This window comes from Cytophaga sp. FL35 (assembly GCF_014349235.1).
GTDB lineage: Bacteria > Bacteroidota > Bacteroidia > Flavobacteriales > Flavobacteriaceae > Euzebyella.
The window spans coordinates 107,726-125,703 of sequence record NZ_JACSOH010000015.1 but is presented as its reverse complement, the minus strand read 5'-3'; the positions used below and the strand labels follow the sequence as shown (position 1 = coordinate 125,703).

The window sequence follows — 17,978 nt, the reverse complement described above, 5'->3', positions numbered from 1 at the left end:
ACTTTCAATGAGCGTCCCCGACAACAACCTTCGTTGTTTTTCGGGCTGCAAATGTAACACCATTTCCTAGCCCCGCAACTATTTTTTCAAGGTTTTTTTTAGGTTAAATTCAAACTAACTGAAAAGCAACACGTTAATTAGAAAAAAACTTTCTACTATTATGAAAAGAAGTTCCAAACCAAACCAAATCGGATTACAAAATCGCGATAGGGATAATTTGGGGCGGAATAAAAATCATTGGTTTCGCCCATGGAAGAGTTAAAATGCTCCGCCTTTAAATAGATTCGTGTTTGCTGCACGCGGGCATTGATAAAGAAGTCAAGCATTGGATAAGCCCCAAGTTTTTCCACATTCTGAATATAAAACTCTCCCAAAAGCGGATTGTAAGCATCCATATGATAGGATGTGAAGTACTTTAAGGTCACACCTGTTTGCAAGTACATGGCTTTTTTAAAAACATCGGAAGAAAAATAAAGGGTATTTCTAGTTACGAGCTGTGGAACGTTTAATACCTGATTGGCTTGTGAGACGTTTTGGTACATGACCGTATTGTTCAAGGCCCATTTACCCAATTTAAACTCCTTTAGATACTTAATTTTAGTGTGATTGAGCACATTTGATTCCTGAAACGGTTTTACGATGGAGGTCGCATTGGTAGTGGCAGCTGTCAAATCTGGCTCCTCGCCAAAGTAGGTATAGTTATCGACCGTGGTATAATCCAAGGTAATCTGACCCCACTTTTTGGATTTGACCCCAATGTTGACCGAATAAATCTGTTCCTTTTCAAACTCCTCTAGATTGTACCAATTGTAATTGACAAAATCACTTTGATTCAATAGAAAATTGAAATTGGGCATTTGAGACGACACTTGCGCACCTGCATTCAATTCTAACTTATCATTTAAATTATAGCTTGTGGAAGCTCGTAGTAGATTCCCTCCCAGGTCCCCTGAAATATTATATTGCCCGGAGGCCCTAAAATCAAAACCCTTTATCCTTTTTTCATATTCAGCCCCTACAGCTACCTCCTCCCCTTTTAAACGATTGGGAATTAAACTTCCATCTTCGGTAATTAAAAGGCTATTAAAGAAGTAATTGTAATTATAAAGAGAAATATTCCCTTCCAACCTACCTAAAGTCTTATTGTAAAATTGTGCATTAACTTGATTATACATTGTTTTTAAATTGGCCCTGTCCGATATTGGAGTTACCAGTTCATCACCCAAATAAGAAGAAGCGGCCGTCTTATTAAAACTATGATATTTGGTCTCGTATGTAAATTCATGACCAATACCCAATGAGGTTTTCTCAACTCTACTTGAGTCATTATTCTTCTTAACCAATTTATACAAATGGTCCAAGTAATACCTTTTACCCAAAATTCTGTTGAGGGCATCCCTGAAACGTACGTCTATATTATTTCTGGTGGAGAAATCAGGATCTTTACTTTCAAACTGAGTTTCTGCATTGGATAAGCCGCCATTAGCTTGAAGGTCTATATTCTGTGCGGCCACATGTGCCCGTAGACTGTACCGTCCATTTTGGGTCACATAATTGGTGGTAGTTCTAAAATTGCCGGACTCTGCTTGGTTGTAGGCATACTTACCAAGAGAACGAAATCCTTTGTAGGCGATGGAAAAATTGAGTCGGCGTGAGGTATTAAAGGCCAGGTTGGCATCCAATAATTGACCTTGGTCAAAGGTGGTTTTGAACAATAGATCGGACATGGGAGTAGCTACATTATAATAGTCAATATCCGCCACTTCCATATAATTATAGTGCAGGGCAGATGCCCCCAAAGAAGGATAAAAGGTCTTCCTCTTTAAATCTACACCCAATTTATTATAAGGTTGGCCCACATTGGCAAAGGGCATTAGCTCGAAATTATCTTTACGTAGGTAGTTATACTTATATTCTTTCTGAATGGTAAGGGTAGTATCCAGATAGGTAGTATCCCTTTCATAGGAGATAATCTTATAATTCTTAATTGTAATTTCCTTCTGTGTAGAATCTGCCCCGACAGGCATGCGGTCAAAATTTCGTTTAGAACTATCGACCTTTATAGAATCACTAGAACTTGGTGGAGGACCATTCCTTCTTTGAGAAAATGCATAGGAGCCTAAAAGGCAAAATAAAAGGATACTTAGAAATCGACTCATTTATGAAGATTACGGCCGTAAAGTTAATTTTTTTAGTTCGTAATTAAATGTGAAAGTTTAAACTACGGGATTAACGTTTTTTTTAGTTCCATAATAATGGTAAGTTGCTTCCATTTATTTTCTACCACATTCTATGTTATTACCTTATCATCACCTGAAGAATTTAGAGGCTGGAACCGATGAGGCCGGGCGAGGTTGTCTTGCAGGACCGGTCACTGCAGCCGCTCTTATACTACCGGACACCTTTAAAAATGCTTTACTAAACGACTCCAAGCAACTTTCACACACCAAAAGAGAAATCTTAAGACCTTTAATTGAAACCGAAGCACTCTGTTATGGTGTTGTACATGTATATCCAAAAGAAATAGATCAAATCAATATTTTAAATGCATCCATTTTGGCCATGCACCGTTCACTTGAAAAGCTTGATGTGTCGCCAAGGTTTATAATTGTAGATGGCAACAGGTTCAAACCTTTTTTAAACATACCTCATGAATGCATTATAAAGGGCGATGGAAAATATATGAGTATCGCAGCTGCGTCCGTTTTGGCAAAAACGCATAGAGACGCCTACATGGAAAAAATTCACGAGGAATTCCCTATGTACAATTGGAAAAAGAATAAAGGCTACCCTACGAAAGAACATAGGGCAGCCATTAAAAAATATGGTGCTACCAAATACCACAGAAAAAGTTTTAGACTACTTCCTGAGCAATTAGAGCTCAATTTTTAAAATTTTCTTACAAACCATTTATAAAAGTTACCCGCCATTTATACATAAATAACTACCAATCATACAATTAATGGTGGCAAAAAGTACAAATTCCCTTTAGGGATGATACATATAATTTAGTTTTGGTGTTAACCTTATTAGGTTATTGTTCATTAACATAGTGAGAGAATACTCCAAAGACGAATTGAAGCTTTGAGTTTCTCCTTTCACACAAACACTAAATTATGTAGCAATGAAACGCATTACAAAGTTCCTTAAAGCAGTAATTACCTTATCCATTTTAGTTTTTTTCTCCCCTGATGCCAATGGACAAATTCTTAAAAGGCTTGGGAAGGCAGCAGAAAGAGCTGCAGAAAGAACCGTGGAACGTCGGGTAGAAAAAGAAACGACCGAAAAGACAGACCAGGTTCTAGACAGCATTTTAGAACCCGGAAGTTCAAAAAAAACCAATCCTCCAAAACAAAAGGCACCGAGTCCGAATTCAGATACCGAATCCGTAGACATCAGGGAAGTCGAAAACGACCCCTCCGCAGCCCCAACTTCTACGGACCCGCAATCCATAAAAATCTATAGCAAATTTGATTTCGTTCCCGGTGATGAAACCCTGTTTTTAGATGCTTTTGAAAATGATTTTGTGGGTGACTTTCCCAGTAAATGGAACACCAACAGCAGTGGTGATTTGGTAACGATTGACGACTATGATGAAAAATGGCTGAAAATTCTCCCAGGCTTTAACACGGCTTATATACCTGATGTAACGGAATTACCGGAAGATTTTACCCTAGAATTTGATGTGATTGCCCAAGGGCTCGACAACAAAACCTCTTCCCAATCTTTCTTGGAAGTAATGGTAAGTGACACCAACAGTTTTGATGAGGGTGCTAACTGGGGCTCCGCTTCATATTCCTTTTGTCAATTTATCGATGTTGGCATTGTGGTAGAAAACCACCACAACGGAGCCCGTGTTATAAGAAACACCATCGCAGCAGATTTAAGACCTACCGTTATGGACAAACACCATATTTCGGTGGCCGTAAATGGACAAAGGTTTCGGTTTTGGATCAATGAAAACAAATATGTTGATGTGCCGAGATTGCTTCCGGAAGGGGTTAAAATGCAAGGAATTAAATTTTCCCTAAGAGGAATTGACACTAACAAAGAAGGGATTTACCTCAGCAACTTTAAAGTTGCCAAAGGAGGAGTTGACCTAAGACGAAAGCTATTGGCAGATGGAAAAATATCAACCAACGGTATTTTATTCGAAAGTGGGTCGGCCAATATTCAACCCATGTCAATGGGCATTATACGTCAAATATATCAAGTGCTAGAACAAAATAAGTCATTGAATTTAAAAATTGTGGGCCATACGGATAGCGATGGCGACGACCAGAAAAACATGCAACTTTCCCAAAAGAGGGCAGCATCCGTAAAGAACGCCTTGGTCTCCATTTATAATATATCAAGTGATAGGTTAACTACCGAAGGTAAGGGTGAAACCGAACCAATAGGTAATAACGGTTCTGTGGAAGGAAAAGCTCAAAATAGAAGAGTAGAATTCATCAAAATATAATTATAGAAATACTTTAATAAAATGAAAAAGACAATTGTAGGATTTATAGCACTTATCATTACTACCGGACAAATTTTAGCTCAAGACAGCTGTAGTAAGTTTTACCCGCTTACTGAGGGTAGTTCTTTTGAATATACCAGCTACAATAAAAAAGGAAAGGAAGACGGTGTTATTAATTACACCATTAGTGAAGTACGCTCGGAAGGCGCTGCAACGGCCGCCACTTTTGATATGAAATATACTGACAAAAAAGGTAAAGAAGTCTTCGCTACCGATTATTCATTTACCTGTGAAAACGGACTAGTGAAAATTGATTATGAATCGTTGTTCCCCTCGCAGATGATGCAGCAATATTCTGAAATGGGTCTGGAAATGGATATATCAGGTACCGATATCGAATTGCCCAATGATTTAGCCGTTGGCCAAGAACTGTCAGATGCCAACGTAAGCATGGCCATGAACATGTCTGGTATTAAAATGAACGTAAGCGTTGACCAAACTGATAGAAAGGTTGAGAAAAAGGAAACCATTACCACTCCCGCGGGTTCTTTTGAGTGTTACCTTCTAACGGAAAACAGCACCGCAAAAACTATGGGGGCTACCATTGAAACAAAATCTAAGTTGTGGCTTGCCGAGGGTATTGGCATGATCAAACAGGAAACCTATAAAAGTAATGGCAATTTGATGAGCAGTACAGAGCTTACCAAATTCACTAAATAATAAACCTTAAAATATCAACACTGATGAAAACCAAGTTTATTTTCTTAACGGCCTTGATTATAGGCATATCTTCCTGTGATAAATGGCACTACGGGAACGATGGTGACGAAAACCCTATTGATAATGAGGTTGACCCCAATGCAATTATTGTAGATGAGGGCGCTAGCAGTGAAATGGATAAAATCACCCTATCACCCAACGAGGTCATTGTATCGTATGACGGGGTGAGCGATCAAAGAAAGACTGAAATAAGGGATAGTGTTTCCACCGAATACCCTGGCTTAGAAATTTTAAAATGTGATTGTGGTAGTGACGATATTGAAATGTGGCAATTTGACCCCGCAACACCGGATGTGGAAGTCTTAATTGAGGGGGTAGTTGATCGATTGCCCAGACGAAGCCCTAGAAATAGAATTGAAGGTCAACAATCGTTTATAGTCTCTTTACCAGTGATGCCTTCGTACACGGCGCAAGGACAAAGTGGTGGGGAACCTGATTTAATTGCCCCGATTGATGGAAGTACAGTCAACATCGCTATTCTTGATACTGGGGTTGATTATTTTCGACCCGAAATTGTTTCTTCGTCAAGGAACGTTCTTTACCCCAGCAGCGCTTATAGTGATTGTATAAGCACCCAATCTGGATGGAATTTCATCGAAGGCAATCAAGATATTTTAGATGAAAACGGCCATGGCACCTACGTAACTAAAATCATTACTGACATTTTAGATGCGGAAGATGACCCCGTGAATTATCAAATACTACCTCTGAAAGTTTTTGATGCTAGTGGAAATGGTTCCTACTGGAATATATTATGCGCTTTGGCATACGTAAAATCTATCAACGAGAATGGAGGCAACATTGACATTGTAAATGCCAGTTTTGGTGGCGCGGTCGATCGTGAATATTTCAGCTCTGGCAATAATATATACGCTCATTTGTTAGGTGAGTTGAACGACCTAGGAGTTCTTGTGGTAACTTCGGCCGGTAATGAGGGCAGAGATAATGACAATGGCACTGAAGGTCACTTTTTATCATCCTACAGAAGCAAAAATATGTTATCTGTAGCCGGTTACAATGATGTTGACGATAATACTTATGAACCCAAACTACATGAAAAATCAAATTTTGGGATTGAAAGCGTACAGGTTGCTATGGCCTTCAATGGGTATGAAATTTCACTTGGAGACGCTAGTGGATCGAGTCAAACAATATTATTGGATGGCACCTCTTATTCTGCTGCTGCCATGACCGCTCTAGCGGCCATTACGCATCGTGAAACCGGTCTGGTATCAGAAAGTTTGAAATCTCAAATTTTGAATTTACCCATAGTTACCAGCTCCTCTGAGTTAGATGGAAAAATAGAAGAAAGTCGCGTGATTGTTCGTGAATAGTCTCTACTTGTGAATATTTGGAGTCCCTTGGTATACAACCAGGGGACTTTTTATTTACAACCTGCAACCATCAAATGCTCTTTTTGCCTAATTACGTTAACTTACTTCTTTTCAATTGTTGTATTTTGTAGGCTACATTATGTCATAAATGTTTAAGCAAGGCCCTCCATTATTGGTTCTTTTCTTTTGGAGCATCATACTTCAATTATTGCTATATCCATTAGAAGCTATATCGCAACAAGATGAATTGTTGAAAATCATCAATAGTCAACAACCCCAAGATTCCATTGAAGCCCATCTTACCCTCTTTTTCAACAAATACAAATCAAGACTTAACGATAATGACCTAGCAGATTGTTATCATGACGTGGCAAGCAAATGGTACTACGAAAATTGGTGGAACGATGGCAATGATACAGACCTTGATAAAGCCATTACATTTACAGAGAAAGCACTAACACTAAAAAAACAAATTGATGAATTACCAATTGGGTCACTTGAAAAAACGGCCTATAACCTTGGAGCTTTTTATCACTTGAAAGAGGAAATTTTTAAGGCCGAAGAAGCCTTTCTCTATCTTGTAAATAACGGACAGGATGTTTCTAAAATGGAAAATGCAAAGGTCGAACTTGGCACAATATATCTTGAAACAGGCGACTTTTACAAAGCCCTAGAGCAATTTGACCAAATTATTATATCAAATACTGAAAAAGAAATTTCAGAGAACCTCATCGATGCCCATATTATAAAAGCCGAGATTTTTTCTATTATGGGTATTGCCCAATTTTCCAATCAGATTAGCGCCAATCTTCACAAAGCAGACTCTCTATTGAAACGATCAGGCATAGAAGACAGCTATTATTATAATAGAATTTACCAAACTGAAGGCAATCGGTTAATTGAGCTCGGAGAGTATAAAAAGGCCATAGAGTATCACAAAAAGATTTTGTCAGATTCATTGGCCCTTTACCCAAACGAATTGGCCAGGGTATACAACAGTCTTGGTTTTTCGGAAGTAAAACTCAACCATTATGATATTGGGGAAATCTACCTAAATAAGTCAACTAGCTATGACCCTAATTATTCTCTTCCCTTTGAAAACTTAGGAGACCTTTATTTAGCGAAAAAGGATTTTAAGAGGGCAATGAACTATTACCAAAAAGCCATTTTCTGGCTCATTGACAAAACACCGCAAACTGATATTACCAGTTTACCCTCGATCAAGGATATTGAAGTAGTACCCGATAAGATTTACCTGTTGAACCATTTGATTACCAAGGCCAATGGATGGTTAAGTTACTACGAAGAGGAGCGTAATGAAGACTTTTTGCAAAATGCCTTGGAAACGGTACGTCTCTCCGATCAATTGATAGACTTGATCAGAAACGAAAGTTCAGAAAACCGCTCTAAATATTTCTGGAGAGAAAAAGGAGCTTCTCTTTATTCAAAAGCTGTAGAGGTTTGTTACTTGCTCAACCTGCCCGAAGAAGCCTATTATTTTATGGAGCGTAATAAAGCCTTACTGCTCTTAGAAGATATTAGCGAAGAACAGGCAAAGCAACTTGCTCAAATACCTCAAGAACTTTCTCAACGCGAATTTCTTCTTAAAAAGGATATTTTCCTTTTTGAAAATCAGCTTCAGAACGAAACAGATGCGGCTTTAAAAGACTCCCTAAAAAAAATAGTGTATGACGTAAAACAGGGGTACCACCTTTTTGCCGATTCTTTGAAAAAGGCTTATCCTGAATATGAAAATTTAAAGAGGAAAATTCAAATTCTACCTTATGAAAGCTTCAAATCGAAGTATGTAAAAGAAAACCAGACCGTTCTACAATATATACTGAATAAAAATCAAGGCTATGGACTATTGAACAGTCACGATTCCACGACATTCTTCAAAATTGAAAATCCGGAACAACTCGAAAAAGAATTAATCGATCTCTACGGTAAGATGACAGATCTTGAAGTCTCACGTTCTAAAATGGATGGGTATAAAGACAGTTCCCATAAACTTTTCACCAAATTGATACCTCCCTCTGTTTTTGAAGAACTGATCGATAAAAAAGTAATCATAGTAACCGATTACCTCTTACAACAAATTCCTTTTGAGGCCTTTGTTACTGACATAGAAACTTCTCGCTATTTAATTGAAGACAGTGAAATTTCATATGCCTACTCCATCTCCTATTTAGATGCCAAGCTAGAGGTAAAAAATAATCCCAACCATGATTTTTTAGGATTGGCTCCTGTTGAATTTAAAGATCTTGGGCTTCAAAAATTGCATTTTAGCCCCTTGGAAATCGATGCCGCCCATGCACATTTTAAAGGCGACACTTACTTTAACGATTCCGCGACGAAAAACATTTTTCTAGAGAAATTACCCAATTATAAAATAATTCACCTATCTACCCATGCAGATGTCGGGAGTAACGGAAACCCTTGGATTGCCTTTAGTGACAAAAAGATTTATTTAAATGAGTTGTACGCAACAAAAACAGAGGCACAAATGGTTGTTTTGAGCGCCTGTAATACTTCTCTTGGAGAGTTAAGAAAGGGCGAAGGGGCCATGAGCTTGGCTCGAGGCTTTTTTCATGCTGGGGCCAAAAGTGTTATTTCATCGCTTTGGTCAACAAACGATAAAAGTAGTAAGGAAATAATGGCCCGATTCTATCAAAATCTTGATCAGGGCTATAGCAAGTCGAAAGCATTGCGAGAAGCAAAACTTGATTATTTACACGCGAACAAAGACGCCAATTTTGGACCGGGTTATTGGGCTGCCTTAATTGTAATTGGAGACGATGCCCCATTGGCACAAAGCACAAGTAAATGGTGGTTATTTGGGGGCTTGCTCTTTGCCCTTTCCATTACCCTTGCGGGATTCATTCTAGTACGCAAGCAGAGAAAACATTGATCAATCCAACTCTTTTACAAGGCCGGTAGCTTCCGTTTTTTTGTACCTACCATCTTCAACAAGGGCATTCAAGCTTACAAGTGCCTTATCTTTCTCCTTCAATTTTAAATAGGCCAGTGATTTATACCATAGGGCCTGTGGTTTGAATTCTCCATTCACTTTAATAACATTGTCTAACAAGGTAATGGCTTCTTGGGTTTGGTTTGCTTGCAAATATGATTGTGCTAAGTAAAAGTTGACCGTTTCAGAATCCTCTTTTTGTTTAAGCCTTTTAAAAAGTGAAATAGCTTCATTGATATTATCGGTTTCATAGGCCACAAAGGCTTCCCGTTTCAATGTATCTTCATCAGTTTCACCTCTGGTGATGGCATATGCGGTATTCGGGTAATTCTGAAAATTCTCCTCATAAAGTCGATTATAATTTGGCCCGGATAAATTATCGAATCCCAGATAACCCAATCCCATGAAAAGAGCAATTGACGCGGCAATCATCCATTTTTTATAACTATTAAAGCTAGCCTCAGGTTTTAAGGTAACTACTTTTTCTTCTTGCCCTGAACTAATTTCGCGCTCAAAACCTTTTAACTTCTCTTTTAAATCAGATGATTTTTGGTCTCTGATGACTTCTTGCACACTCCGTTCAAAATCGAACTGCTCTTTAAATTCAGAATCGGTTTCCAAGAGCGCATCAAAGGCTTCCTGTTCTTTAGGTGTTAATTGATTTGAGAAATACTGATAAAGTAATGTTTCTTTATCCATGGCTAGTAGGTATTAGATTTGATTTTTTCCTTCAATGTTTTCATACATCGCGATTTGGCGGCCTTCACCACATTTTCGCTATTGTAATTTTCAGCTTCCATTATTTCTTGGATCGTTAAGCCACGATAATAGAATAGGGTCAGTAATTGCTGGCATTTTTCGCCCAAACTCTTAAAATGTTGCTGTAAAAGTCGCTGTTCATGGCTTAGCTCCGGCGCTTCCAATTCAAAGGAACTTATCTGCTCATCAGTATCACCAACTCTGCTCAGGTCGAACTTTTCTGAAACCGATTTCTTATTTTTTCTCATTCGATCAAAGATTAAATGTTTTCCGATAGAAATCAGATAAGTAGAAATACTACTACTTAAATGCTCTAATTTACCGGACATCACATTATTATAGAAGATGATGTAAGCATCTTGGTAAAAATCTATTAAATCATCTTCAGGCAACTGATAGCGTCGTGCAAAGTTTAAAAACTTGGCTCTGTTGTCTTCGTAGATCTTCTTAAGGTCTTTATCTGCACCTTTTCGCAATTGATCCAAAGAAATGTCTACCAGGTCGTTTTTCATTTAATGTATATCTAATGAGAAGGTTAACAGGGTATTTAGCTAAAATAGTATTTTTTTGGCACCATCATGTTCTCGATTGTTTCGAATAGCCCTCTGCACAAGGCTTTGTAGTAAACCTACTACACTAAAATTTTTTAGTTTTTTCTTCACATGTTAACCTTCTACTCCATTCTACATAAAAGAGGGAACCCCAAAAATTGAAATTGATGGAAATGTATGAACGATTGGAAATTATTAAGTGGCTGCTCATTATTGCCCTAGTGGCAGTTCTCACCCTCTATTCCGAAATCTTATTGTAGTGGTTGGGAATCATAAAACAAATTGAACCCCATGTTAACCTATGGTTTTTACTACCATTAAGTAATGTAACTAAAAATTAAGATTATGAAAAATTCAGTCTTTTTAATCGCCTTTGTCATTCTTACTTCTGTAATTTTCACGAATTGTAAAAAGGACGATGACTCACCACAACCCGTAATTGAAAATACGACTCCAGAAGAAACAACCGAAGAAGAGACCCCTGAAGAAGAGCCTCCTAAAATTGATGGTACCTGGGCCGTTAGCTCAACTGACTATTATGGTTATGAAAATACCAGTTATTTTATCATTAATCCTGACAATACCTTGATCACACTAGATGAAAATGAAACGGGCTTTAGAAACCTAAACAATGCCAATTACACCCATGATGAAGAAAACAGTCAAATAACCATCAATTATGGTTTTGGATCTTCCTTGGCCAATTACACTGTGACTGAGGATGAATTGGTATTAAGCTTTCCGGATGGTTCAGTAACACTATCTAAAAATGAAGCAATTAGTGACAGCCAATGGGTAGAAGAACTCACTATTTTGGATGAAGGCGATGCTCCGTGGACCGATAGCGTTGATATTGCATGGAATGGTAGCCAAATTTTGGTCGGCAATGGATATGAAGCTGATGATATAGGCCTTGTAAACCCTGAAACCTTCGCTTTAGATGGCACCATAACTACCACCAGGAGTGCCTATGCAGTAGAAATCGAAAAATATACCGGTATAGATAGATACTTTTTCCAAAGTGACAACGGTTCTAGGAAATTTTATATCCATAATGAATTTGATAACGCTTTCATAGAGGAATCTTTAGACTTAGGATCTTGGATTTATGGTTTAGCTTCTATGGATGAAATGAGAATTTGGGCCGCCAGTGGCAACGAAGATGCGCTATACCTCTACAATTACAATACCGATACCATTGAACAAACCATTGAACTAGATGGCACAAGACCTTACGGCCTCGATTATCAAGACAATCATCTCTATATATGCTCCGGTTACATGTTATATAAATGCGATGTAAGCGATGGGTTGCAGGTAGTCAATTCATATAGTATACCAAATGTTCGAATATTTGGTGTGGCCTACGACGGTTCTAATTTCTGGGTCTATGGTGAACGAGATAATGAAGGCAAGCTTTTAAAAGTTGATCTCTCCATTTAGATGGAAAAGTCTTTTTAAAAGGGATTTAAAAGCGACTACGATTATTAGTGTTTAATGTTCCATTAAAAAAAAGTACTTATGAAAACAATTCAAATGATTGTGGCCTTATCGTTATTGATGATAGCACAGGCCTGTGAAACAGAAATACCGGAAACCGATGTTGACCCGCCCACCTTCTCCATTCAAATAAGCGGCGACGGCTTTGACGAAACTTTTGACCAAGACACTGATTTTGACAGCTTTCAATTGAACTTACGTGAAGGTTCGGAATATACCTTTCTTATTTCTGGTGCGGATACGGGCGGACTCAAACGCTTTGAGGTATATTTTGCCCCAGACTACATACAAATGAGTCCCAATCTAGGAGGAAATTGGGCGCGTACCAGCTTAAGTGCCCTTACCGATATGCTTTACTGGACCGGCAATGCGTCATCACCGCTTACCGGCACCTTACTGAACGGAACCTTTATAGCCGACGGAGATTCGGTATCCTCCCCCATAACTTTTTACTTGACCGATTTTGGAGGTAGCGAAGGTAGTTCCAATGCCACAGGAGCCTCTTTAAATGTTTACTCTGGTAATCATACCACAGAGGTAATATACTTCTAGCCCTTTGCAGCCTCGGGAAAAGTATTTTTACCTTCATAGAAGACCTGGTTTTCAAACCTCAGCAACTACTGAGGTTTTTTTATGCCTCAATGTTAACCTTTACTCTCCCCTACCATTAAAGGGAAACTAAAAAATTTTATTATGAAAGCTATAATTAAAAGTTCACTTTTTCTTGCTTTAGGCATCATTCTAATCAATACTTCATGCTCTAAAGACGGTGATGTAGGACCAATTGGGCCAGAAGGACCACAGGGTGAACAAGGTATTCAAGGTGAGCAGGGACCTCAAGGAGATCAGGGACCGGCTGGCGAAAGTGGACAAGACGGAATTGATGGAGAGGATGGAAAAGACGGCAATGCAGAAGTGTATTACAGTGATTGGATACCAGCGAATTTTAGTGGAGCTAGTACTTCTGTAAAGTTTATGGGCATAGATTTCCCTTCTACCCTGCCCAGTGCCGCCAGCATCAGAGACACACATATTATTTTAGTATATTTCTCGGGTTTTGGTGATGGAAACACTTATCAGCTTCCCGTCTTGAATTTCAGGGGAGCTCAATTCACTAATGGCTATGGAAGCGGTAGCTCTGCAGCAGCGGATATTAATATTAGGGCTGAAGCATTATCTGGAGATTTAACCGAATTTCAAATTGATCCCGCTCGAGGAAGTAAATTTCGTTATGTAATTATCCCGCCAAATATTAATATCTCAGGAAAAATGAAGAATGTTAATGATTTTAAAAAGATGACTTATTATGAAGTCATGGATTATTTGGGAATTGAATATTAAAAATTGAGATTTAAATGAAAAACCGAGTTTTAGGCCTCGGTTTTTTCTTTTTCAACCATTTGAGCCTCAAAAAGCGCAGCAAAATGTTTAAGCAGTTTTTCCTTGACCTTCTCCAAATCAACTTCTTGCTGTCCCAACTCTACATTTAAAGAAGTAACGGCCTTGTCCTTGATTCCACAGGGGATCATCAAATCAAAATACCCCAAATCAGCATTTACGTTTAAAGCAAAACCGTGCATGGTCACCCATCGGCTGGCTCGTACGCCCATGGCGCAGATTTTTCTAGCAAAAGGGGTGCCTACATCCAACCAAACTCCGGTTTCTCCTACGGAGCGTTCTGCTTTCAATCCATATTCGGCCAAGGTGAGAATCACCATTTCTTCCAGTAAACGAAGGTATTTATGTATATCGCTAAAGAAATTATCGAGGTCTAAAATGGGGTAGCCCACAATTTGGCCAGGGCCGTGATACGTGATATCTCCTCCCCTATTAATTTTGTAGAATTTTGCATTTTTGGCGGCAAGCTCTTCTTCATTGACCAAAAGATTCGATAGGTCGCCGCTCTTTCCCAAAGTATATACATGGGGATGCTCGACGAACAGAAAATGGTTGGGTGTGGGTATATTTTCGTTCTGCCTACGATTGTTGATTTTTAAGTCTACGGTCTGCTTAAAAAGCGCTTCTTGGTAATCCCAAGTTTGCTTATAATCCTTTAGACCTAAGTCCTCTAAAAATACCGTTTTGTTCATCCTACAAAGATACGAAATCGTAACGGCTATTTTTCCAGCTCAACTTCTATCAAAAATGCCTCAGGGTCTTTGGAAATCTCCAAGAAATTCACCTCATAAATCATGGTCTTTCCATCCATGGAAAAAGTGGCGTCTTTCACATTGGTAGCTTTTACCCGCTTAGGAAAATGATATTTGAAAGTATAAGTAGAGCTTCCTAAAAACATCTCCGAGCCCGCCAAACTGTCCAAACTTCTTTGAAAGGCTTCGCGATCGGTAATTTCAATTTTACGGGTAAACTTATTTCGGTTAAAGGAATAATTTACTTGGGTTTCCTCCCCTGTTGGCCCTGCTTGCATACCTCCCGTATTACTTTTGGGTCCTATGGAACTGGCCTCCTGAAAGGCGGAAAAAGCATCGTTTACTTCAGAAACATCCTTAAAATCAGTAAACATATCAAAGTTCATGACGCCCTTTTCAGGATCCATCAGCATGTGCAGACTAAATGGTTCCAACCTTTTGATGGCTGCTTGTTCCTCCGGAGACAGTAATGCAATACTGTCTTTCTTTTCTCGAATTAAATCTTTAAAAACCATGGTAGAATCCATCTTTTCCTCCATACCAATAGAATCAGACGCTGGCATCATTTGCATCATTTCGCTCCCATCCATACTTATACTTAGTTTTCCGCTTCCATTTTTATTAAAATGGATTTCCTCCGTAAAATTACAGGCGATAAAACACAAGGTGACCAAGAATACTACCGAGATTTTCAATAACTTCATTGCAAGCTCATTATTTGGGATTGTTCAAAATGACCAAGGCGGCTATAACACCGGGTACCCAGCCACAGAAGGTCAAAAGTAGTACAATTAAAAAAGAGCCACAACCTTTTCCGATGACCGACAAAGGGGGAAAAATTATAGCCAATAAAACTCTTAAAAAACTCATTTTCGATTGTTGATTTAATGATTGATGAATGACTAATACTATTGGTAAGACGCTTTTTTATCATTTTAGTTACATAGTCAAAGGCAAACCGTGACAAAAGATTTACGTAATTAGGTTATGAAAACATCCATTAAAAATCATATTGGCAGTTTGTTTGTCATTTGCACACTATTTTCGTGTAGTAAGCGGACCTTGTCTCCCGAACCGGATTATGATAGTCCTAGCACTGAAGAAAAAAATTTTACTCCCACTAGCAATCTTACCTATGTAGCCTTAGGTGATAGCTACACTATTGGCACCAGTGTAGCATACCAAGACAATTATCCATCACAACTAAGTACGGCATTGCAAGGCCAACTAAAAAGCCCCATAGCCTTAAAAATCATTGCAAAAAATGGGTGGAGAACCGATAACCTTTTAGATGCCCTAAAAACGGAACAACTTGGGCCTAACTATGATTTGGTTACCTTATTGATAGGCGTAAACAATCAATACCAAGGCGAACCTTTTAAGAAATACGAAAAAGAGTTTAGCCAACTTTTGGAACAAGCTTTGGAACTGGCAAATCATAAAACAGAGCGAGTCTTTGTCATTTCAATTCCCGACTGGGGCTTTACGCCCTATGGTAGCGGGTGGGACCAACAAAAAATCAGCCAAGAAATAGACGCCTACAATTCTTTTGCAAAAGAAACGGCCGAAAAGGAAGGGGTTACCTACATTGAAGTTACGGATATTACCAGAAAGGGTTTGGAGGATAAGGAATTGGTTGCCTCAGATGGACTTCACCCCTCAAAAAAAGCCTACAAACTATTTGTTGAAAGGATGTTGCCAATTATCACTTCTTCATTGAAAAATTAATGCATATCAGTTATATTTGCGGGCTTAATTCATATGCACATGCAACTTTCGGAACAAGAACAGATTAGAAGGGAAAAATTGACCAAATTAAGAAGTATGGGTATCGACCCGTATCCGGCAGCACTGTATCCGGTGAATGCCACTTCTAAAAGTATAAAGGCCGATTATTCCGAAGGAAAAAAAGTGATTATTTCCGGAAGGCTGATGTCGCGTAGAATTCAGGGAAAGGCCTCCTTTGCAGAACTTCAAGACAGTACCGGTCGTATTCAGGTATATTTTAACAGGGATGAAATTTGCCCTGAGGATGATAAAACGCTTTACAACGATGTTTATAAAAAGTTGTTGGATATTGGAGACATCATTGGTGTGGAAGGTGAACTTTTCACCACACAAGTAGGTGAAAAAACGGTTATGGTGAAGAATTTTAGCTTGCTGAGCAAATCGCTTCGCCCTTTGCCTTTGCCTAAAAAAGATGCCGAAGGAAACGTGTTCGATGAATTTAATGACCCCGAGCAGCGGTACCGTCAGCGCTACGTGGATTTAGTAGTGAACCCTAAAGTAAAGGAAAACTTTATCAAGCGTACCAAGATTACGAACACAATTCGCCAGTTTTATAATGAAAAAGGATATTTGGAAGTAGAAACCCCTATTTTACAACCTATTCCAGGTGGTGCTGCGGCAAGACCCTTTTTAACGCACCACAACGCTCTAAATATTCCACTTTACTTGCGCATAGCCAATGAGCTATATCTTAAAAGGTTGATTGTAGGTGGTTTTGATGGGGTATATGAATTTGCCAAGGATTTTAGGAACGAAGGTATGGACCGCACCCACAATCCTGAGTTTACCGTTATGGAACTCTATGTAGCCTATAAGGACTACAATTGGATGATGGAAACCACAGAACAACTTTTGGAAAAAGTGGCCTTGGAAGCCACCGGAAGTACCACAGTAACCGTTGGCAAAAACGAAATAGAATTTAAGGCTCCCTATCCTAGAGTGCCTATTTTAGAGGCCATTAAAATTCATACCGGTGTTGATGTTTCGGGTATGGAGGAAGACGAGCTAAGGGAAACCGCCAAAAAATTAGGTATTGAAGTAGATGATACCATGGGCGTTGGTAAGTTAATTGATGAGATTTTTGGTGAAAAATGTGAGCACCACTACATACAGCCTACCTTCATTACCGACTACCCGAAAGAAATGAGTCCGCTTACAAAAGCACACCGAAGCAAACCCGGACTCACAGAGCGTTTTGAGTTAATGGCCAACGGAAAGGAATTGGCAAATGCTTATTCCGAGCTGAACGACCCTATCGATCAACGCGAGCGTTTTGAAGACCAATTGAAGCTTTCTGAAAAAGGGGATGATGAGGCCATGTTCATTGACCAAGACTTTTTACGTGCCTTGGAATATGGGATGCCCCCAACTTCTGGTATCGGTATCGGCATCGACCGCTTGGTGATGTTGATGACCAATAATTCTTCTATTCAGGAGGTGTTGTTTTTCCCTCAAATGAAACCGGAGAAAAAGAAGGTAGAACTTACCCCAGAGGAAAAAGTCATCCTAGACCTGCTTAAACCGGCCGGAGAGATGGATTTAAACGAGTTAAAATCAAAAGCAGGGCTTAGCGGTAAAAAATGGGATAAGTCGATGAAAGGCCTTTCAAAAAATGGATTGTTGAAAGTCAATGTAGAAGGTGCTGATAAAACGGTGGTATTGGTAAAATAAATTGTCTTTCTT

General features: G+C 38.9%; 16 protein-coding genes. 10 read left to right on the top strand and 6 right to left on the bottom strand.

The genetic code is table 11. From position 1 onward, the window contains the following. Window positions 1–158 precede the first annotated feature (158 nt). Window positions 159–2,159 carry a putative porin gene (locus BIZ36_RS13365; RefSeq protein WP_187458406.1) on the bottom strand — a complete coding sequence of 667 codons (2,001 nt, stop codon included), beginning with the start codon at window positions 2,157–2,159 and terminating at the stop codon, window positions 159–161. Window positions 2,160–2,292: 133 nt separating this feature from the next. On the opposite strand from BIZ36_RS13365, the gene rnhB reads away from it, so the two are divergent. The 5 genes from rnhB (at window position 2,293) to BIZ36_RS13340 (ending at window position 9,487) form a co-directional block, all read left to right on the top strand. Continuing rightward, entirely contained in the window at window positions 2,293–2,892 is a 600-nt protein-coding gene (gene rnhB, locus BIZ36_RS13360) for a ribonuclease HII (RefSeq protein ID WP_187458405.1), read from the top strand. A 232-nt stretch (window positions 2,893–3,124) separates the two neighbouring features. Continuing rightward, entirely contained in the window at window positions 3,125–4,462 is a 1,338-nt protein-coding gene (locus BIZ36_RS13355) for an OmpA family protein (RefSeq protein WP_187458404.1), read from the top strand. Between the two features lie 21 nt (window positions 4,463–4,483). Next, a complete protein-coding gene (locus BIZ36_RS13350; RefSeq protein ID WP_187458403.1) occupies window positions 4,484–5,182 on the top strand; it encodes a TapB family protein in 699 nt (232 codons plus the stop codon). A gap of 23 nt (window positions 5,183–5,205) precedes the next feature. Then, window positions 5,206–6,576 carry a S8 family serine peptidase gene (locus BIZ36_RS13345; RefSeq protein WP_187458402.1) on the top strand — a complete coding sequence of 457 codons (1,371 nt, stop codon included), beginning with the start codon at window positions 5,206–5,208 and terminating at the stop codon, window positions 6,574–6,576. A 148-nt stretch (window positions 6,577–6,724) separates the two neighbouring features. Beyond that, window positions 6,725–9,487 carry a CHAT domain-containing protein gene (locus BIZ36_RS13340; protein ID WP_187458401.1) on the top strand — a complete coding sequence of 921 codons (2,763 nt, stop codon included), beginning with the start codon at window positions 6,725–6,727 and terminating at the stop codon, window positions 9,485–9,487. Here the strand turns inward: BIZ36_RS13340 and BIZ36_RS13335 are convergent, their stop codons facing one another. Continuing rightward, complete coding sequence (locus BIZ36_RS13335) at window positions 9,488–10,246, bottom strand: tetratricopeptide repeat protein (RefSeq protein ID WP_187458400.1); 759 nt, start codon at window positions 10,244–10,246, stop codon at window positions 9,488–9,490. It abuts the gene before it with no gap. 2 nt (window positions 10,247–10,248) lie between these two features. Continuing rightward, on the bottom strand, window positions 10,249–10,818 hold the full coding sequence (locus tag BIZ36_RS13330; protein WP_187458399.1) for an RNA polymerase sigma factor: 570 nt from the start codon (window positions 10,816–10,818) through the stop codon (window positions 10,249–10,251). 384 nt (window positions 10,819–11,202) lie between these two features. On the opposite strand from BIZ36_RS13330, the gene BIZ36_RS13325 reads away from it, so the two are divergent. From BIZ36_RS13325 to BIZ36_RS13315, 3 genes are all read left to right on the top strand, one after another. Continuing rightward, window positions 11,203–12,300: a YncE family protein gene (locus tag BIZ36_RS13325; protein ID WP_187458398.1), complete on the top strand. Its 1,098-nt coding sequence runs from the start codon at window positions 11,203–11,205 to the stop codon at window positions 12,298–12,300. A gap of 78 nt (window positions 12,301–12,378) precedes the next feature. Further along, on the top strand, window positions 12,379–12,909 hold the full coding sequence (locus BIZ36_RS13320; RefSeq protein WP_187458397.1) for a hypothetical protein: 531 nt from the start codon (window positions 12,379–12,381) through the stop codon (window positions 12,907–12,909). A gap of 141 nt (window positions 12,910–13,050) precedes the next feature. Beyond that, window positions 13,051–13,698: a collagen-like protein gene (locus tag BIZ36_RS13315; protein ID WP_187458396.1), complete on the top strand. Its 648-nt coding sequence runs from the start codon at window positions 13,051–13,053 to the stop codon at window positions 13,696–13,698. A gap of 29 nt (window positions 13,699–13,727) precedes the next feature. On the opposite strand, the gene lipB is transcribed toward BIZ36_RS13315, so the two are convergent. The 3 genes from lipB to BIZ36_RS13300 are packed head-to-tail and all read right to left on the bottom strand — an operon-like array spanning window position 13,728 to window position 15,377. After that, on the bottom strand, window positions 13,728–14,447 hold the full coding sequence (gene lipB / locus BIZ36_RS13310) for a lipoyl(octanoyl) transferase LipB (protein ID WP_187458395.1): 720 nt from the start codon (window positions 14,445–14,447) through the stop codon (window positions 13,728–13,730). 26 nt (window positions 14,448–14,473) lie between these two features. Beyond that, entirely contained in the window at window positions 14,474–15,211 is a 738-nt protein-coding gene (locus BIZ36_RS13305) for a hypothetical protein (RefSeq protein ID WP_187458394.1), read from the bottom strand. Between the two features lie 10 nt (window positions 15,212–15,221). Next, the gene (locus tag BIZ36_RS13300) at window positions 15,222–15,377 is read right to left on the bottom strand and encodes a YqaE/Pmp3 family membrane protein (protein ID WP_187458393.1); all 156 of its coding nucleotides are present in this window, start codon (window positions 15,375–15,377) and stop codon (window positions 15,222–15,224) included. Between the two features lie 117 nt (window positions 15,378–15,494). Here BIZ36_RS13300 and BIZ36_RS13295 point away from each other — a divergent pair, with 117 nt between their 5' ends. Then, entirely contained in the window at window positions 15,495–16,235 is a 741-nt protein-coding gene (locus BIZ36_RS13295) for an SGNH/GDSL hydrolase family protein (RefSeq protein WP_187458392.1), read from the top strand. 39 nt (window positions 16,236–16,274) lie between these two features. Beyond that, window positions 16,275–17,966: a lysine--tRNA ligase gene (lysS, locus tag BIZ36_RS13290; protein ID WP_187458391.1), complete on the top strand. Its 1,692-nt coding sequence runs from the start codon at window positions 16,275–16,277 to the stop codon at window positions 17,964–17,966. The last annotated feature ends 12 nt before the right edge of the window (window positions 17,967–17,978 follow it).